We start from the raw sequence: 17,150 nt of genomic DNA on the forward strand, positions 1-17,150 counted from the left end.
ATTAATAATGAACAAAAAGAAGATTTTAGCTGCGTTAATAGGAATCATAGTGTTACTTGTAATTATTAATGTAGTTATTGCGAAGGGAAAAACGACATCAACTAGTGAAAAAATGTACACTGAGAAAGAATACAATAAATTAGTAGATGAACATTATGAAGAAATGCAAAAGTTAAAAAGTGATATGGGTGTATTAGAAACTGAAAAAAAATCTCTTGATGCGCAAGTTAAGAAGTTAAAAGATGAATTAGCGAAAAAAGAGCAAGAAGTAGTACAACAGCCAGTTCAACAAGAACAACCTAAGCAACAACCAGCCCCAGCTCCACAGCGGGAAACGAAAGAAGAGCCGAAACAAGAACAGCCTATAGGGGCATTCGCAAACCCTGTGAAAAGTATAAATAAAACAGATGCAATGAACAAAGTGAAAGAAAAAGCGAAGCAAGACTTTCAAGATGATTATATGACGCAAAACTTTGTTGCGGATGAACAATCAAAAGCATTTGATTTCTTAAACGGAGTAGAGATCAAATCACAAGAAGAATTGAACGTGATGAAGAGGGCATTGGGAGATTTTCCTAACGATTTTATGACCGCAAAGTTTGTTTATGAAGAGCAAATGAAAGCAAAGAATAAGCAAGGGTAATACAAAAACGCTATCTTTTTAAAAAGGTAGCGTTTTTGTTATGGGTTATAAAGTCGTTCCTGCATTTTACATATACAGTCAAACTGTATAAAATCAAACTTTGATATAAATAAAAACAATCTTAAAATAGATATAAGCGTAGAGAAGCAAAATTCTAGTAGTGATCTAATGCGTGTTAGAATCCACAATTAAAAAGAGGAGTGAAATTTCACTCCTCTTTTACTTTTTATGTATAGTGACTATGACTAAAGTTAATAAAAATTGCTTCTTTTAAAAGAAGCAATTTTATAGAGCATGCCTACAATTTAGAATTTACTACATACATTGTCGTGAATATGTATAATTACATAAAAATTCAGAGGAAAAGAGAGTATACTTTCTTATTGTGTAATAAAGATAAGGCCCGCCTACGGAAATAGGTGGGCTTTTTTAATATACAAAGAGAAGACATCTTCTAAGGTGCCTTCTTAAAGAAATCCTTCATCATTTTAACATCCTCAATATTCAATATCACACCTTCAACCTTATCTTTCTTCTCATCTTTAGCAATCGTAATTTGCTTCTTATTATCAACCCACACAAGAAACTCTTCTTTTGCGTCATCTTTATATGTAACGGTAATAGTAGAATGTGCTGATTCTCTCTTTTTTTGATCTAGTGTGATTGTTTTAGGTGTGCCTTTTTGAACTGCTGAAACGATAGATTGTATCATTTCTTCGTTGTCTGTTTGAGATTTTGAAACGTTGTTATTTATTGTGCTAAGTATTTCAATATCTGTAATATTTGCGGAGTTTAATTGAAAGGTAGTTTGTGTATGTTCTTGCTTAGCTTGTGAAGCTTTATCTGTAGCTGAGGTGCTTGTACATCCTATTAAAGTGAAAGATAGAGCGGTTAGAGCGCATATAGATATGATTTTTTTCATAGTATCCCCCTTTACCTTAAATTATAACGATTTTCTGTTAATTTAGGTAGTTATTGTAAGTAGATTTGTTCTACTAGTTTTAGGATAGAAAAAATTCACATAACTTTTTTCATATTTTATGTTTAACATTTCGAAAATGGGTGTACTACATATAATATAACAAATAATTCATTTTAGAGGAGGAAGTTAAAGATGGAAACGAAGTATAGTAAACCTTTTGTATATGAATTTATTACGGAGAAAGAGGTCATGAATGCGGCGAATGATCTAGTGAAGAAAGGGATAGACCAAAAAGATATTTACGTATTAACACATGAGAAAGAAAGGACAGATAGAATCGCAGACAATGCAGACGTGAATACAATTGGAATAAAAGAGGAGGGACTTGGGACAAGCATTATTAACGTCTTTCAAAAAACGGGAGATCAGTTAAGAAATAAGATGCAAGAGTTAGGACTTAATGAGGAAGAAGCTAACTTTTATGAAGAAAAACTGGATGAAGGAAAAATCTTGTTATTCGTTAAGGATTTAGAAAGAATCGGTGAATGGTTACAAGAAAGAAGATGCACGTATTCTATTTAAATTTGTATCCTTTAAATCTATAAATCTATTACGAAAAGGAGATTGGAAATATGAGTGAGAGCGGGCTAAAAGAACAAATTACCGGTAAAGTTGAAAAGAAAAAGGGGCAAGTAAAAGAAGGAATTGGTGAAGTTACAGAAGATAGAGAGTTGAAAAATGAAGGGAAGTGGGAGAAGACGAAGGGAACTGTAAAAGAAAAAGTCGGAAAAGTGAAACAAAAGATAAGTGATGGATTGGATAACAAAGAATAATACATGTTTATCAGGCTTTGGTTAAACGCCAAAGCTTGATAAATCCATTATAAAAATAATATAGGAGGTCTAATTATGGGACTTATTATTACGTGTATTGTAGGTGGACTTATTGGTGCGTTAGCTGGAATGATTACGGGAAAAGACTTTCCTTTAGGTATAGTTGGTAATGTTATTGCCGGATTAATCGGATCTTGGGTAGGTAGTGCCTTATTTGGTCACTGGGGCCCTGAATGGGGAGGTATCTTTATTCTTCCAGCTTTATTAGGTGCAATCGTCTTTATTTTAATCGTTACATTCTTTTCTAGAATGCTACGGAAAGCGTAAGTATGATAATGAATAGTAATCTTAAGTTTGTTATATATAGCTATAAGGTTAACGAACTGATAAATATACATAAAAAAGCATCCAATTAAACTAATTTGGATGCTTTTTTTATGTATTTTACATAGGAATGAGTGGAGGATGAAGAACCCCCACTCATTGAAATTACAATTTCTATTATGTATTAAACCATTGTTACTTTTTCACAATTATTTATTCTTACGACCTGCCTTGGTTCTATATGAGATAAGTCATTGCTATTGCCTATATCAACTACAATTGTATTCGTTAGTATGTTAATAATGGAACCAATTAATTTTGTAGCATGATCGTGTCGATAAGAAAATTGAACGAAATCTCCCTTTTTAAAGTTGTGCTCTTCCATAGATAGATCCCCCTAAAAATAATGTTTATACATTATACATACACAAATTTATAAGGTTTAAACATTTGGTAGTATTTTTTTAGTGTTAAGCTGAGAAAGGTGTAGAAAATTTATTTATAATTAAAATGAAAAAATATGTTTAAAACTAATTTTTATGGGTAATTAAATAGTAGTAGTTTGAGATAAGGGGGCGGAAATGATGAATTTGGCAATAAATATTTTGCAAAATGATTTAGGTTATACAGTACAACTTAATGGTGAGATTGATGCGTATACAGCATCAGATTTAAAAAATAAGGTAATGCCTATTGCAAGTGAGAAAGAAGTTTATATAGTAGTAGATTTTAATAAGGTAGATTATATGGATAGTACAGGTTTAGGCGTTTTTATAGCGCTATTAAAAGCAATTAAGAAAAATGATGGAAAATTAGAGTTTATTGGTGTATCTAAAAGGTTAAAAAGATTATTCGATATTACAGGACTAACAGAAATATTAAATTTGAATTCAGATATTGAAAAAGTAGAAAGAAGGTGACTAGGGATGATGGAGAAATTTGAAAAGATAGAAATGAAAATTCCTGCAAAAGCAGAATATGTGGCTATTATTCGTTTAACAATGGCTGGTGTTGCGAATCGAATGGGCTTTGCTTATGACGATATAGAAGATATGAAAATTGCTATTAGTGAAGCATGTACAAACATTGTACAACATGCATATAAAGAGGACGTTGGAGAAATTACAATTGTCTTTGGTCTATATGAAGATCGATTAGAAATTATGGTTGCGGATAATGGAGTTAGCTTTGATTTTAGCACCTTAAAAAGTAAAGTTGGTCCGTATGATATTAATAAACCAGTAGAACATTTGCCGGAAAATGGTTTAGGTTTATATTTAATAAATACGTTAATGGATGATATACAAATTATGCATGATGAGGGCATGACAGTTTTAATGACAAAATATATACAAAGAGAGCAGGTGGAGAATGATGGAAATCCAATCTCAACCTACAAATCTTACTAAAGAAGACGTTATTAAACTAATTGCAGAATTCCAACAAAACCAATGTGATGAAGCGCAGGAAAGATTGGTTAATCATTATAAAAATCTCGTATATTCCATTGCATATCGCTATTCAAAAGGTGGGCCGATGCATGAGGATATTATACAAGTAGGAATGTTAGGGCTCTTAGGCGCAATAAGAAGGTACGATTATTCGATAGGGAATGCTTTTGAGCCATTTGCAATACCTACGATAGTAGGTGAAATAAAGAAGTATTTACGTGATAAAACTTGGGGTATTCATGTTCCAAGGCGAATTAAAGATTTAGGCGGGAAAATTAAACTTGCGATAGAGGAGCTAACAGATCACCTGCAACGTTCACCGAAGATTATAGAGATTGCAGATCATTTAGGACTATCCGAAGAGGAAGTGCTAGAAATTATGGATGCGAAAAATAATTATCGAGTATCTTCCTTAGATGATGTAGTTGAAAATTCATCTGATGGAAGTTCGGTAGCGAGAATTGAATCTGTAGGTGAAGTAGAGCAAGGATATGAAGAGACAGAAAGACGTCTCGTTTTAAAGGATATTTTTAACGTATTAAATGATACGGAAAAGAGTGTTATTCATTATATATTTGGTGAAAATTTAAATCAAAAGGATACAGGGGAACGGTTAGGTATTTCACAAATGCACGTTTCTCGTATTAAAAGGCAAGCGATAAGTAAATTGAAGCAAGCGGCGTTTTTAGATACATAAAAAAATTTAAATAATTATGTTTAAAACATGAGAAAAGGGGTAGTTATTAAGTATAGGAGGAGATATAAAAATGTCACACGATGTGAAAGAACTAATCGAAGGATTGAATGAAGATTTAGCAGGAGAATACTCGGCAATTATAATGTATAACCATAATGCAGCTACAGTTTCTGGTATATATAGACAAGTGTTAAAGCCTTTCTTTGAATCTGAAATTAGTGATGAACAAGGACATGCCTTATATTTAGCGGAGAAAATTAAGACGCTAGGTGGTACACCTACTACGATCCCTTTACCAGTGAAACAAGTAGAAGATGTTAGAGAAATGTTAGAAGAAGCTAGACAAGCAGAATATGAAACAATTAAGCGCTATGAAACGAGAAAAGAACAGGCAGCGAAATTAAATATGACAGAGTTAGTTGTAAAGTTAGAAGATATGATCGCAGATGAAACAAATCATATGGAAGAATTAGATCGTCTTTTAAAAGACAAAGCGATGGTGTTAAATTAATAGTGGAAATTTACCCCACTTTAATGGGCAGTAAGACCCCCACCTCAAAATGCAGCGAAAGCAAAGAATTTAGGTGGGGGATCCACTGCCCATTAAAGTCCGATTGGTTCAACTAATAATCAGTGGGGGATGAAGAACCCCCCACTGATTAAAGTTTCACTTTATAGAGTGAAAGAACAAACCCTCATTTCTAGGGGGTTTGTTCTTTTGCTGTATAAATATGTTTGAGTAGGAAATTTTCATTTTGTAACTGAGTATGCAATACTAGAAAAATAGAAAATGATAATAGATTTACATTTTAAATAAGAAAAGGGGAAATAACTTGTGTCCATTTTAATTGTCGATGATAATCCGGTTAACATTTTTGTAATTGAAAAAATTTTAAAACAAGCCGGATATCAGGATCTTGTATCGCTTAATTCTGCACAAGAGCTTTTCGAATACATCCATTTTGGAAAAGATTCTTCCAGGCATAATGAAATTGATTTAATACTATTAGATATTATGATGCCTGAAATTGACGGACTTGAAGTTTGTAGGCGATTACAAAATGAGGAGAAGTGTAAAGATATTCCTATTATTTTTGTAACAGCTTTAGAAGATGCGAATAAATTAGCTGAAGCGCTTGATATAGGCGCAATGGATTATATTACGAAACCTATAAATAAAGTTGAATTGTTAGCGCGTATGCGTGTAGCATTACGCTTGAAATCGGAATTAAATTGGCATAAAGAACAAGAAGAAAACCTTCGTAATGAATTAGATTTAGCTACACAAGTACAAAGAAACTTATTAAGTAGCCCATTAAGAGAAGATCATATAAAAATTGAAGCAAGTTACTTACCTTCATTCAAACTAGCTGGAGATATGTATTATTGGTATAAAATCGATGAAAACCGCTATGGTATTATATTATTAGATGTGATGGGACATGGTGTATCTGCTTCATTAGTTTGTATGTTTATCTCGTCTGCATTACGTGAATCGATTAAATGTTTAATCGATCCAGAACTTGTCATTAAAGACTTAAATAAATATATGACCCTTTTACATAATGAAAATGACAATATCCCATATTATTTTACAGCGATATACTTAGTAGTGGATACAGAAAAGAGAACAATTGAATATGTAAATGCAGGACATCCTTCTGGGTACGTTTTAGTTGATGAAGCGAATGTAGTGGAACTAAATCGCGGGAGTTGTGCGGTAGGATTTTTTGATGAAATAAAAGTTGAAAAGACAGTTATACATTTTGAGAAGAACGCTCAAATCGCACTGTTTACAGATGGTGTTCTTGAAGCAATTGCAAATGATGAATTTGAGTCTGAAGAGAAATTACGTGCTTTTACAGAAAGAAAATGGGGAGATTTAGAAGAAGAGATAGAAGGGTTTTATAAGGAAGAACAGAAGAAAACACAATCAGATGATATGTGCCTAATTATGATACAAACGAATGCGAAATAAAAAGCGTATGAAATCCAAACAGAGGATTTCATACGCTTTTTATTGTATTTTTTGATAGATTTGTTCGTTAGGATTAAACTGGATATAATGCGGCATTATATGTGAAAAACGAAGAGTTTCTTTATTTCCTAAACATAGGAATCCATTGTGGCCTAAACTTTCATAAAATAGTTGCTGTACTTGGTTTTGAAGTTTACCTGTAAAGTAAATTAAAACGTTACGGCAAAGTATAATATGAAATTCGTTAAAAGATTGATCGGTTACTAAATTATGCTGCGCAAAAATAATGTTTTGTAACAGGGATGGATTAAAATAAGCAAAACGACTATCTGTTGAATAATAGTTAGAAAATGCTTGTGTACCGCCAGCTTGTAAATAGTTTTTCGTATAAGTTTGCATTTTATTTAACGGAAGGATGCCTTGTTTTGCTTTTTCTAACACATTTGTATTCATATCTGTTGCGTAAATAACAGCTTTTTCACTTAATCCTTCTTCGTGAAGTAAGATGGACATTGATAATACTTCTTCACCGGTTGCGCATCCAGCGTGCCAAATTCTAATTTCAGGATACTTTTTTAATTCAGGAATCACATGCTCTCTTAGTGCCTTAAAAAAAGCAGGGTTACGGAACATTTCAGTTACGTTAATGGAGAAATCATTTAATAACTGTTCTAAAAACCCTTCCTCATGAATTACTTTTTCAATTAATTTTGAAATGGTAGGGATATTAGAGAGCTGCATTCTATTACAAATTCTTCTATAAATAGATGTGCGAGCATATTGGCGAAAATCAAAGCCAGATAGTTTAAATACCGCTTCCAATAGTAATTCAATTTCTAAGTTCGTGCGCTTATCCATATCTACAGATGGGTCAAAATTATAATACTTATTTTCCACTTAAACTAAACCTCACTTATTTTATTAACCATACACTCATTACTGAATAGAGTTGATGTAAATTTAATGGTTTACTTATATAATCTGAAGCGCCAGCAGATAAACATTTTTCTTTATCATTTGGCATTGCTTTAGCAGTTAGTGCGATAATAGGTACTTCATGTAACCGTAAGTTCATTCGGATATGTTCCATCGTTTCATAACCGTCCATATTCGGCATCATAATATCCATTAAGATAAGGTCAATATTTGTATTGTTTTTTAGTATTTCTAAACACTCTATGCCGTTTTGTGCAGTAATAATGTTGGCATGTTGTTTTTCTAATGCATTTTGTAATGCAAATATATTTCGATGATCATCATCGACAATTAAAATAGTTTTCTCTTGGAAGACGTTATTTGTTTCTGCCGTCACAATAGTTTCCTCAATAACTTCAGCAGGAATAACATCTTCTATCGTTGCTGCGACTTCTAAATTGGATACTTGTATATCAGTTAACCCATTTGGAAGGTTAGGGATATATACGGTGAAAGTACTGCCTTCTCCTACGTTACTCTCTAACGTAATCCAACCACCTAATAATCTAGCAAACTCTTTACAAATAGATAACCCTAAGCCTGTACCACCATATTTTCGAATCGTTGCGCCATCTGCCTGTTGAAAGGCTTCGAAAATGAGTTGATGCTGTTCTTTTGCAATACCAATACCAGTATCTTTTACTGAAATTGTCATCCAATCTTTACTTATATACTGCATATCATGACTCAAATTAGTTGTTTCTATCGAATCGAAATGTAAAGTGACGGATCCTTTTTCCGTGAATTTAAATGCATTGGATAATAAGTTTTTAATAATTTGTTCAATCCGTTTTGCATCTGTGTAAAACAAATCAGGAATCGTATCACTGTCTTCAATCATAAATTCAACATTTTTTTGTGCAGCTATATGTAAAAAGTTTTGCTGCATATTTGCTGCCATGTCACTTATGTTCGTTGCTTCAAAAATCACATCTAGTTTTCCGGCTTCTACTTTAGATAAATCTAGTATGTCATTAATTAAAGTAAGTAAATCTTTCCCTGATGAATGAATAACGGTCGCTAATTCAATTTCATCATCGGATAAATGATTATCATGATTTTCTTTTAACATTTCAGATAATAGTAAAATACTATTTAACGGTGTGCGTAATTCGTGTGACATATTTGCTAGAAATTCTGATTTGTATTTTGAGCTACGTAATAACTCACTTGCTTTTTCTTCTAATTCTGATTTAGTAATTTGTAAGTCAGCTGTCTTTTGCTCGGCCTCTTCCGTTCTAGACTCTAGTTGTTCATTCGTTGTTCTTAATTCTTCGGCTTGCATTTGTAGTTCTTCAGCTTGCGTTTGCAATTCTTCTGATTGAACTTGTAACTCTTCTGTCATTGCTTGTGATTCATGTAAAAGAGTTTGAATTCGCATACGTCCCATAATACTATGGATCGTTAAACCTAGGTTATCAACAGTTTGTTGAATTAAATCTTGATGTAAGTCTGAAATCTCAGTTACACTTACTAACTCCATTACTGCAATCACTTCATCTTCAAATAAGATAGGGATGACTAGTAGGTTTTGAGGGCGTATTTCTAATAGGCCGCTAGTGACATAACGAAATTCTTCTGGTATTTCTCGAAGAATAAAGATTTGTTTTTCTAAAGCACATTGCCCAATTAAACCTTCACCCATTTTAATGGATTGTTTTCCGACATCAGAACCTTGATCGGCGAAAGAAGCTTTTTTCACATAGTAGATAGTTTCTTCAATTTCTTCACGTACATAAAATGCACCGCAAGAGGTTTGCGTTTTTTGTATAACTCCACTAAGAATTTTTTTACCTAACATCTCAATAGAAGGTACACCTTGATACATTAAAATTAATTCTGCAAGCTCGGTTTGTAACCACTCTCTTTTAGATATTTCGTCTAGTAGGTGGTTCGTTGTATGAGCAAGATCTTTTATTTCATCCCGCGTGTTTACATGAATTCTTTCAGTAATTTTTTCTTTAGAAGAAATGGATTTAATAGCTTGAATTACATTTTTAATCGTTTTTGTAATGGAATTCGAAATATAGAGTGAAATGATAATAGAAATACAAGAAAGTAAGAACAATAAACTGTATAACCAAATCTCTAATTTATTATTTTCAGTATCTAATTGTGCAGCTCTTTTTTTCGTTAGTTGCTCCTCTACACCACGGAAGTTAGTTATCTGCGATTGTAATGACTGAATTTGAGTCGTGTCGATTGCTTGTATGTTATTACTATTGTGATTTGTAATGAATGGGTGAATCTCTTTATTAATCCAACTATTGATGTTTTCATTAATCTGTTTTAATTTTTCTTGCTGAGAGGGGTTATCCTCTAATAGAGCAAAAAGATCTTGATAATGTTTTTCGTAATCCTTTTCCGCAGTGTTAAGGGATTGAACGTAATTTGCATCATTAGAAGTAATAAATCCTTTCGCTTTATTTTCAATTGTTAGCAATTCTTTCTCCACTTGATTCGTTAAATTAAGAACTTTAAAATCGTGATCAATAATAAAATTACGAGATTTTTGTAGATTGGAAATCTCATTGTTTAACATAATGAAAGAAATAAGTAAGAACAAAATCATAACTAAATAACCAGCCATAATTTTGTAGCGAATACTAAATTTTGCTTTCGATTTCATTAAAAATTCCTACCTTCAAGGTTATTAAAAGTTTTCTATTGTAAAGAATGAAAAACGTAATATATATTATATCAGTTTTCATAAGGCCAAACTAGAAATCCCCCTATTGTATAAGGGGGTCTCGTTTTGAATAGAGGAAATCATTTTGAAATATAAACATATATGAAAAGTAACGATCGAGGGAATCGGGGGATAATAAAACTTTTAAGAAGGAAAGAGTGTGCTTAAAGCTTTTTTTGCATCTATTCCTTCAAAGATAAATAATACAAGCTCTCTCTTTTTTACAGTAAGGAAAAAGGATATTAATGTGCTTAAGCTTTTAATAGAAGTAAGTGTTCCATGTTTACTTATAAATAAATTAGTTTGAAATGTTGTCATTAAAGCATAAAAATGATGAATCTGCGTTATTGTAGGTGTTTCATTATAAAGAATAGTAGTAGATTGGATTGCATTCATCGAAATATTCCCTTCCATATAGTAAGCATAACAATATAAACATACCCGTTTTAAAAAATGTTAAACATATAAATAAGAAAAAATATAATTATAGTATTTTAGGTTTAGAAAGGGTTACGAAGGGTATACATATACTACAAAGAGATTGACTGAAGATGAATTATAAGATTTCTAGTCTATAAAAATATACTTTTACTTTAAATAAAAAGGAGTCTGGTATACATGAATGAAATGATGATTGATATTACATTTGATTTAATTTACTTGTTAAGTAGTTCGCTTGTAATCCTTTTATTATTCGCTTTTTTCGTAAATGGTTATGTTAATAAGAAGATTAGTGTATACAGAAATGAAGAAAGATAAAGATACACTATATAAAATTTTAGGAGGTTAATAGTTATGAATGTAGATAGAAAAATAGTAGGTGTTTTTAGAACAATTGATGATGCGGCATGTGTTATTAATGAATTAAATGATAAAGGATACTCGGCGGATAATATTTCAGCTATTGCGAAGGATCAAAAGGAAATTGAACATCTGGAAGAAAAATCGGGTGAAAAAGTGAATCATGAAACTGCACATAAAGCGGATATCTTTTCAGCGACAGGGCTTGTGGCAGGAGGAGTAGCAGGCGGACTCGGTGGTTTATTAACAGGTCTTGGTATACTTGCCGTTTCTGGAATGGGTCCAATCGTAGCAGCGGGACCTATCGCAGCAGCTATTGGAGGGGCCGGTATAGGCGGAGGAGCTGGAAGTTTAATAGGAGCATTTATCGGATTAGGAATTCCCGAAGAACATGCTAAGAAATATGAAGAATACATTTACGATGGAAATATATTAATTTTAGTAGATGCAAAATTAGATGATAAGTTAGAAATCTATAAAATATTTGATAAGCATAATGCTTATAACTCTGATTTCTTTAAATAATATTTACTTCGCATATCAATGATGCAAAATATAAACATAGTGAATATCGTTTTTTGATCTTACAACTTTGGCGCGGCCGAGGAGTCGTATGACTATAAGAGAGGAAGGGCTTATAGTAAAAGATCAAGTTCTATTATGATATTAAAAAGGGAAGAGGTGTCTTTTCGTGATTGTAAAAATAGTAAAGGATAGTAGTAATAGTTTCCTTTGTACAGTTCAAAATCAAAATGGGGAGAAGTATGTAAAGAAATGGTTTCATAAACAGAAAAACAAGGAAGAAGTAGGGCGACCAACTTTTAAAGAAGTAGAAAAGGATTGGAAAGAAAATAGAGAATCATTTATGTATCCGAATGTTAAAGCAATTTATTAAGCATAATAGGCGCTTTAATCTTACAAAATTGTCACACTCCTGTAAGGTAATTCAATAGATTAGATACTTTTTCCGTGTCATAATAAAGACATAAGAAAGCGCATTAAAAAATTACAACTTATTAGGAGAGTGTCAGTCATGATTGTAACAACAACGTCTGGAATTCAAGGTAAAGAAATTATTGAGTATATTGATATTGTAAATGGTGAAGCTATTATGGGTGCAAATATTGTCCGCGACTTATTCGCTTCCGTTCGTGATGTTGTCGGTGGTCGTGCTGGTTCTTACGAAAGCAAGCTAAAAGAAGCTCGTGATATCGCAATGGATGAAATGAAAGAACTTGCAAAACAAAAAGGTGCGAACGCTATCGTTGGTATTGACGTAGATTACGAGGTTGTTCGTGATGGAATGTTAATGGTTGCTGTCAGTGGTACAGCTGTACGTATATAAGTAAATGAAAAACAGGCTCCCCCTTGAAGTTGATGCTTTGAGGGGATTTTTTTGTTTCATGATTAAAGTTAAAATGAAGAAGAGAGGATGGATTTTTATAAGTGGAAAAAATAAGATGAGGGCGAATGTACTAGCTTACTCAAATGATATAACCGTTTAAGTGATAAAGTTGAAAAGAAACTATAATTTACATATGTTTAAAGTGGCCAAAACTTTTTCGTCAAACGTTATTGTATAAAATGCTAGGATTGCTCCTAGCATTTCGTGAGGGGATATTGCACGGGAATTTAGATAATAAGCAGACGTATCCGCTTATTTCAAATGTAGTATATATTGTTTTCAAGGAGAAAAGTAAGAAGTACAACAATCTTTATATATGTATAATGAGAGTGTCAACTTTATGATAAATAATAAAATTGTTATTTGAGGTAAGGGGAGAAATAATGGTATGAATAACTTTAGAGGGTGTATAGTTTATAGAAATAAACGATTGAGCATGTAAGGCGTTGTATTACATAAAATTTATAAAGCATTGGAGGCAGTCACATTATGTTTTGGTTAGGATGTTTTTTAGGATATATTGTAGGTTCAGTTATTACATGTGCTCTACTTTACTATGGGTATAGATCCAATGAAAATAAAAAAGTGGATATACAAAAGAGGGAGGAGAGGAAAATCAATAAAAAAGGTGTATAGGATGTGAAAGGCAAGGTGATAGCATTGATGCAAAAGTAAAGGACAGTACATATTGTATATGACTACTATGTACTGTCCTGATTATTCTTTTTGGATTATGAAAAATTATCTCCTGTCTTACTTATAAATTTCATAGGCGAAATAACCAAATAAATAGCCTATTCCGGCCCCTAAACTAACTGAAAGCAGGGAGAAGTCCGGGAAAAACATACCGAAAATCAAACCGATCATACAGCCAACAAGCATTCCCATAGGTATGAAACTATTTAATAACAGTTGAGCTTTTTGAGATTTTTTCTTACCTAATTTTCCGTTCTTATATTTATGTTCCAATCTTTTCATTACAAATACTACAATTCCACCAACTATTACAACAGGCGCGATTGCCGAAATGAACCACATGTGAAAATCTCCTTTTACCTTTTAATGGAATTATACCAGGTGTTTATAATTATATGTTTCTAAACGTATTATTTAGTCTATTTAAAAGGTCAATCAAAAAGACTTCTTCAATTGCATTTAATAACTCGTCAAAAACACTTTCCCTTTCGTTTTCTCAGCAGACTGCACGACATCAACTGCTGCTTTCACATCCGCTAAGTCATACGTAGAATGTACCGTCATAAAACGTAATTGCTTATTTTCTACTAAACGAATTAAGTGATGAAACGTTTCTTGCCATTTATATGGTGACACTTCTTTATTCCAATGTCGTAAGTGAAATATGTTCGCGTGCACTTTTGCTTTCGTGACAATCTCTGCCCAGTTCACTTGTATTCCTGATAGAAGACCGATCGTTAAAAAGTGCCCGTTTGGACGTAAGGAGAAAGCTAATGCATTTCCATCTGGTCCTCCGATAGAATCAATCGCAGCATCCGCACCGAGCCCGTTTGTTAATTCCATAACTGTTTCATAAAGCGGGGCAGTGGAAGTATCAATTACATACTTAGCACCAAGGCGTAGTAATTCTTCTGTATGCTTATTATTTCTTGTAATAGCAATTAATCGGAAGTTTAAAATTTGTGATAACTGTGCAAATAAATGTCCAATAGCGGATCCGCAAGCATTCACTAATAAAACGTCATTACGCTGTAAGTTTAACGTTTCTGTACATGTAACCCATGCCGTAAGTGGATTAATATACATTTGTGCCGCTGTGAAATCATCGATGGAATCAGGAATAGGGACTACAAAATCAGCTGATGTCTTCACATACTCTTGCCAAGTACCTTCGCCTCGTAACGGTAAAACACGTTTACCGATAAGCTCTCTAGTAACGCCCGTACCTACATCTTCGACAATACCAACACCTTCATAACCAGGTATGTTAGGTAAAGGGATTCTATGAGCGTACGCTCCGGTTATGGGAATTAAGTCAGATGGATTGATCGGTCTAACTAACATACGGATTAAAACTTCATTATCTTTTAATGGTTCTATATTTTTATATTCAACTTGTAATACATCTTTTGGGTTCCCAAACTCATGAAATCGAATGTGTTTTCCGTGCAAGATAAATGTGCCCCCTTAGTTTGATTGGGTTTATTATAGCATTTTCAGTTTAAATGATTATTTCATTAGCACTAAGTAAAAGGGAACAGAAAGTCGTCGTTTATACTTTGAGGAGATTTTGATTGTGCAAACTTTTAAAATATACATTAATTATGTAGCATTGCTGAATAATAATCTTACATAAATATCAATGCATTTCGATATACAATAATTAATATTTGTATTTGGTAATGAGGATGAAGAGGAATAAGTGACTTATCCCGCTATTTGTGGGAGTCGGGCTGTATGTAAAAGCCTTCACTTTATCAAAATGTAAGCTGTATCTTGTATAATATAATGGTGGAGGTCGAATATGAAAAAAATAAATTCAAATATAGATTTGGATAAAAATGTATTGGAAGCGGTATTTATTCCAAGAAGGTTTATTATTTTATGGATTACACTCGTATATATAGCTTCAATGCTTTTAGAATTTCGTAATAGTATTCTCTCAATGGATAGTTTCTTCTTTACAATAGTCATTGTTATTCATACTGTTTTTCATTGGTATGCTAGTTCATTAAGGAATAGGCAATTGTTATACTTCTTTTTTGTACAACTTTTCATTGTGTTTTTGGCTGCATTTATTGTACCAAATGCTTCGATAGCAATTTTTGTTGGATTAACACCTATTTTAATTGCCCAAAGTCTATATGTTTATCACAATATATTTAAAGTAATAGCAGTTTTTACTCTTATGTACGCCATATTTTGTACTGCAATTAGTATAAATTATGGTGTGAATAAATTAGCTATTCTTATTTCTATGTTTCTTTTAGTGTTAGCAATTATTATTCCTTTTTCTTATATTAATAAGCAGCAATTTGATGCACGTAATCGTATACAGAGTTATATTCAAGAGTTAGAGTCTGCATATATGAGAGTGGAAGAATTGACATTAGCTAATGAAAGACAGCGAATGGCAAGAGATTTACATGATACGTTAGCGCAAGGTGTAGCGAGCTTAATTATGCAATTGGAAGCAATAGATGCCCATATGCAAAAAGGGAATACAGTGCGATCTCAAGAGATTATGAAACAAACTATGATAAGAGCGAGACAAACTTTACATGATGCAAGGCTGGTTATTGATGATTTGCGTCATACTACCAATTCATTTAATAAAGCAGTAGAGGAAGAAGTTCAACGTTTTTCTGAGGCTACGTCTATACACGTGAGATTTACTATTCAAAGCCCTCCGCATATTTCAAGCGTAGTAAAAGAGCACTGCTTATATGTAATTAGTGAATGTTTAACGAATATCGCAAAACATTCGCAGGCAACAGAGGTAAATTTAAAAGTTGAATATATCGATGATCTTGAAAAACTTACTATTGAAGTTGAAGATAATGGAATTGGTTTTGACACTGGAGATATCGGTAAGAATCCTGGACATTACGGCTTAATTGGCTTAAATGAGCGTGTTCGATTGATGAATGGAGAAATACATATATTGAGTGAAAAGATGAAGGGTACGAAAGTGTATATTCAAGTACCTATCAATCATGAAGGAGATAGCCATGAAGTATAACGTATTAATTGTGGATGATCATTTCGTTGTAAGAGAAGGTCTGAAATTAATAATAGAAACGAGTGATTCATTTCAAATTATAGGTGAGGCTGCAAACGGAGAAGAAGCCCTTTCTTTCATAGAAAAAAAGAAACCTGATGTCATTTTAATGGATTTGAATATGCCTAAAATGAGTGGTTTAGAAACAATTGAGGCTTTGAATGAAAAACAAAACCATACGCCGATTATTATATTAACTACTTATAACGAAGATGAATTAATGTTAAAGGGAATTGAGTTAGGGGCAAAAGGATATTTGCTAAAAGATACGGATCGTGAGAATTTGTTTCGAACATTGGAAGCGGCTATTCGAGGTGAGATATTACTACAACCCAATATTATGGAAAAGATAGTGAATTATAAAAGGAAAGAAATACATGCTAATATGGTTGAAGAAAATAACTTAACAGAAAAAGAATTGTTTGTGTTGAAAGCTATTGCGCGTGGAAATAAGAATAAAGAAATTGCATTCGATATGGGAATAGCTGAGCGAACGGTAAAAGCGTATTTAACAAATATATACAATAAATTAGGTGTTAATTCAAGGTCAGAAGCAGTAGCTGTATCTATTGAAAGGAAATTAATTCATTTTTAAAACATTATATATGCCCAATCGTACATTATAGGCTTGCCCTTTTGTACGATTTTTTTATTTCTTTCTCATGTTATGCTTTA

Annotated in this window: 21 protein-coding genes and 1 pseudogene; 15 read left to right on the forward strand and 7 right to left on the reverse strand. The window is 32.6% G+C overall.

Features of this window, described 5'->3' with window-relative positions; genetic code table 11:
• Positions 1–7 precede the first annotated feature (7 nt).
• Complete coding sequence (locus MKX31_RS03265) at positions 8–643, forward strand: hypothetical protein (protein ID WP_340979961.1); 636 nt, start codon at positions 8–10, stop codon at positions 641–643.
• A 454-nt stretch (positions 644–1,097) separates the two neighbouring features.
• On the opposite strand, the gene MKX31_RS03270 is transcribed toward MKX31_RS03265, so the two are convergent.
• The gene (locus MKX31_RS03270) at positions 1,098–1,565 is read right to left on the reverse strand and encodes a hypothetical protein (RefSeq protein ID WP_098103367.1); all 468 of its coding nucleotides are present in this window, start codon (positions 1,563–1,565) and stop codon (positions 1,098–1,100) included.
• 192 nt (positions 1,566–1,757) lie between these two features.
• On the opposite strand from MKX31_RS03270, the gene MKX31_RS03275 reads away from it, so the two are divergent.
• The 3 genes from MKX31_RS03275 to MKX31_RS03285 all read left to right on the forward strand — a co-directional run bounded on the left by MKX31_RS03275 (position 1,758) and on the right by MKX31_RS03285 (position 2,725).
• Entirely contained in the window at positions 1,758–2,147 is a 390-nt protein-coding gene (locus tag MKX31_RS03275; protein ID WP_000448807.1) for a general stress protein, read from the forward strand.
• 50 nt (positions 2,148–2,197) lie between these two features.
• Entirely contained in the window at positions 2,198–2,398 is a 201-nt protein-coding gene (locus MKX31_RS03280) for a CsbD family protein (protein WP_000004264.1), read from the forward strand.
• Positions 2,399–2,473: 75 nt separating this feature from the next.
• Positions 2,474–2,725 carry a GlsB/YeaQ/YmgE family stress response membrane protein gene (locus tag MKX31_RS03285; protein ID WP_000522902.1) on the forward strand — a complete coding sequence of 84 codons (252 nt, stop codon included), beginning with the start codon at positions 2,474–2,476 and terminating at the stop codon, positions 2,723–2,725.
• Between the two features lie 181 nt (positions 2,726–2,906).
• Here the strand turns inward: MKX31_RS03285 and MKX31_RS03290 are convergent, their stop codons facing one another.
• The gene (locus tag MKX31_RS03290; RefSeq protein WP_340979963.1) at positions 2,907–3,107 is read right to left on the reverse strand and encodes a methyltransferase; all 201 of its coding nucleotides are present in this window, start codon (positions 3,105–3,107) and stop codon (positions 2,907–2,909) included.
• Positions 3,108–3,303: 196 nt separating this feature from the next.
• On the opposite strand from MKX31_RS03290, the gene rsbV reads away from it, so the two are divergent.
• The 5 genes from rsbV (at position 3,304) to MKX31_RS03315 (ending at position 6,848) form a co-directional block, all read left to right on the forward strand.
• On the forward strand, positions 3,304–3,642 hold the full coding sequence (rsbV, locus tag MKX31_RS03295) for an anti sigma b factor antagonist RsbV (RefSeq protein ID WP_064473788.1): 339 nt from the start codon (positions 3,304–3,306) through the stop codon (positions 3,640–3,642).
• 6 nt (positions 3,643–3,648) lie between these two features.
• Positions 3,649–4,131 carry an anti-sigma B factor RsbW gene (rsbW, locus tag MKX31_RS03300; protein ID WP_000970215.1) on the forward strand — a complete coding sequence of 161 codons (483 nt, stop codon included), beginning with the start codon at positions 3,649–3,651 and terminating at the stop codon, positions 4,129–4,131.
• Entirely contained in the window at positions 4,094–4,870 is a 777-nt protein-coding gene (sigB, locus tag MKX31_RS03305) for an RNA polymerase sigma factor SigB (protein WP_098103368.1), read from the forward strand. Before rsbW ends, sigB begins: the two co-directional genes overlap by 38 nt.
• Before the next feature lie 70 nt (positions 4,871–4,940).
• Entirely contained in the window at positions 4,941–5,381 is a 441-nt protein-coding gene (locus MKX31_RS03310; protein WP_064473790.1) for a ferritin-like domain-containing protein, read from the forward strand.
• Positions 5,382–5,705: 324 nt separating this feature from the next.
• On the forward strand, positions 5,706–6,848 hold the full coding sequence (locus MKX31_RS03315; RefSeq protein WP_088047891.1) for a fused response regulator/phosphatase: 1,143 nt from the start codon (positions 5,706–5,708) through the stop codon (positions 6,846–6,848).
• Between the two features lie 39 nt (positions 6,849–6,887).
• On the opposite strand, the gene MKX31_RS03320 is transcribed toward MKX31_RS03315, so the two are convergent.
• The 3 genes from MKX31_RS03320 to MKX31_RS03330 all read right to left on the reverse strand — a co-directional run bounded on the left by MKX31_RS03320 (position 6,888) and on the right by MKX31_RS03330 (position 10,908).
• A complete protein-coding gene (locus MKX31_RS03320; protein ID WP_064473792.1) occupies positions 6,888–7,745 on the reverse strand; it encodes a CheR family methyltransferase in 858 nt (285 codons plus the stop codon).
• 16 nt (positions 7,746–7,761) lie between these two features.
• Entirely contained in the window at positions 7,762–10,452 is a 2,691-nt protein-coding gene (locus MKX31_RS03325; RefSeq protein ID WP_088047890.1) for a response regulator, read from the reverse strand.
• A gap of 204 nt (positions 10,453–10,656) precedes the next feature.
• Positions 10,657–10,908 carry a hypothetical protein gene (locus MKX31_RS03330; protein WP_002011075.1) on the reverse strand — a complete coding sequence of 84 codons (252 nt, stop codon included), beginning with the start codon at positions 10,906–10,908 and terminating at the stop codon, positions 10,657–10,659.
• A gap of 222 nt (positions 10,909–11,130) precedes the next feature.
• Between MKX31_RS03330 and MKX31_RS03335 the strand changes: the two genes are divergently transcribed.
• The 4 genes from MKX31_RS03335 (at position 11,131) to MKX31_RS03350 (ending at position 12,658) form a co-directional block, all read left to right on the forward strand.
• Complete coding sequence (locus MKX31_RS03335; protein WP_001004564.1) at positions 11,131–11,271, forward strand: hypothetical protein; 141 nt, start codon at positions 11,131–11,133, stop codon at positions 11,269–11,271.
• 36 nt (positions 11,272–11,307) lie between these two features.
• A complete protein-coding gene (locus MKX31_RS03340) occupies positions 11,308–11,838 on the forward strand; it encodes a general stress protein (protein ID WP_001100080.1) in 531 nt (176 codons plus the stop codon).
• Positions 11,839–12,004: 166 nt separating this feature from the next.
• Complete coding sequence (locus tag MKX31_RS03345; RefSeq protein ID WP_064473795.1) at positions 12,005–12,208, forward strand: DUF4028 family protein; 204 nt, start codon at positions 12,005–12,007, stop codon at positions 12,206–12,208.
• Between the two features lie 138 nt (positions 12,209–12,346).
• The gene (locus MKX31_RS03350; RefSeq protein ID WP_000637510.1) at positions 12,347–12,658 is read left to right on the forward strand and encodes a YbjQ family protein; all 312 of its coding nucleotides are present in this window, start codon (positions 12,347–12,349) and stop codon (positions 12,656–12,658) included.
• Between the two features lie 791 nt (positions 12,659–13,449).
• On the opposite strand, the pseudogene MKX31_RS03355 reads toward MKX31_RS03350, so the two are convergent.
• Positions 13,450–13,756, reverse strand: a pseudogene (locus MKX31_RS03355) (hypothetical protein).
• Between the two features lie 117 nt (positions 13,757–13,873).
• Positions 13,874–14,869 carry a zinc-dependent alcohol dehydrogenase family protein gene (locus MKX31_RS03360; RefSeq protein WP_064473797.1) on the reverse strand — a complete coding sequence of 332 codons (996 nt, stop codon included), beginning with the start codon at positions 14,867–14,869 and terminating at the stop codon, positions 13,874–13,876.
• 349 nt (positions 14,870–15,218) lie between these two features.
• On the opposite strand from MKX31_RS03360, the gene MKX31_RS03365 reads away from it, so the two are divergent.
• Together MKX31_RS03365 and MKX31_RS03370 are read left to right on the forward strand one after the other, a co-directional pair.
• Complete coding sequence (locus tag MKX31_RS03365; RefSeq protein ID WP_098103373.1) at positions 15,219–16,436, forward strand: sensor histidine kinase; 1,218 nt, start codon at positions 15,219–15,221, stop codon at positions 16,434–16,436.
• Entirely contained in the window at positions 16,426–17,070 is a 645-nt protein-coding gene (locus MKX31_RS03370; protein ID WP_064473799.1) for a response regulator, read from the forward strand. The genes MKX31_RS03365 and MKX31_RS03370 overlap by 11 nt, the downstream gene beginning before the upstream one ends.
• The last annotated feature ends 80 nt before the right edge of the window (positions 17,071–17,150 follow it).

Source organism: Bacillus sp. FSL M8-0063 (assembly GCF_038005545.1).
GTDB lineage: Bacteria > Bacillota > Bacilli > Bacillales > Bacillaceae_G > Bacillus_A > Bacillus_A wiedmannii.

What these genes read in the sequence shown, in the direction of transcription:
- rsbW (WP_000970215.1), top strand. Translation starts at nt 3,649, where the DNA reads ATGATGGAGAAATTTGAAAAGATAGAAATGAAAATTCCTGCAAAAGCA.
- MKX31_RS03265 (WP_340979961.1), top strand. Translation starts at nt 8, where the DNA reads ATGAACAAAAAGAAGATTTTAGCTGCGTTAATAGGAATCATAGTGTTA.
- MKX31_RS03365 (WP_098103373.1), top strand. Translation starts at nt 15,219, where the DNA reads ATGAAAAAAATAAATTCAAATATAGATTTGGATAAAAATGTATTGGAA.
- MKX31_RS03270 (WP_098103367.1), bottom strand. Translation starts at nt 1,565, where the DNA reads ATGAAAAAAATCATATCTATATGCGCTCTAACCGCTCTATCTTTCACT.
- MKX31_RS03335 (WP_001004564.1), top strand. Translation starts at nt 11,131, where the DNA reads ATGAATGAAATGATGATTGATATTACATTTGATTTAATTTACTTGTTA.
- MKX31_RS03370 (WP_064473799.1), top strand. Translation starts at nt 16,426, where the DNA reads ATGAAGTATAACGTATTAATTGTGGATGATCATTTCGTTGTAAGAGAA.
- MKX31_RS03290 (WP_340979963.1), bottom strand. Translation starts at nt 3,107, where the DNA reads ATGGAAGAGCACAACTTTAAAAAGGGAGATTTCGTTCAATTTTCTTAT.
- MKX31_RS03340 (WP_001100080.1), top strand. Translation starts at nt 11,308, where the DNA reads ATGAATGTAGATAGAAAAATAGTAGGTGTTTTTAGAACAATTGATGAT.
- MKX31_RS03350 (WP_000637510.1), top strand. Translation starts at nt 12,347, where the DNA reads ATGATTGTAACAACAACGTCTGGAATTCAAGGTAAAGAAATTATTGAG.
- MKX31_RS03325 (WP_088047890.1), bottom strand. Translation starts at nt 10,452, where the DNA reads ATGAAATCGAAAGCAAAATTTAGTATTCGCTACAAAATTATGGCTGGT.
- MKX31_RS03280 (WP_000004264.1), top strand. Translation starts at nt 2,198, where the DNA reads ATGAGTGAGAGCGGGCTAAAAGAACAAATTACCGGTAAAGTTGAAAAG.
- MKX31_RS03285 (WP_000522902.1), top strand. Translation starts at nt 2,474, where the DNA reads ATGGGACTTATTATTACGTGTATTGTAGGTGGACTTATTGGTGCGTTA.
- MKX31_RS03275 (WP_000448807.1), top strand. Translation starts at nt 1,758, where the DNA reads ATGGAAACGAAGTATAGTAAACCTTTTGTATATGAATTTATTACGGAG.
- rsbV (WP_064473788.1), top strand. Translation starts at nt 3,304, where the DNA reads ATGATGAATTTGGCAATAAATATTTTGCAAAATGATTTAGGTTATACA.
- MKX31_RS03310 (WP_064473790.1), top strand. Translation starts at nt 4,941, where the DNA reads ATGTCACACGATGTGAAAGAACTAATCGAAGGATTGAATGAAGATTTA.
- sigB (WP_098103368.1), top strand. Translation starts at nt 4,094, where the DNA reads ATGATGGAAATCCAATCTCAACCTACAAATCTTACTAAAGAAGACGTT.
- MKX31_RS03330 (WP_002011075.1), bottom strand. Translation starts at nt 10,908, where the DNA reads ATGAATGCAATCCAATCTACTACTATTCTTTATAATGAAACACCTACA.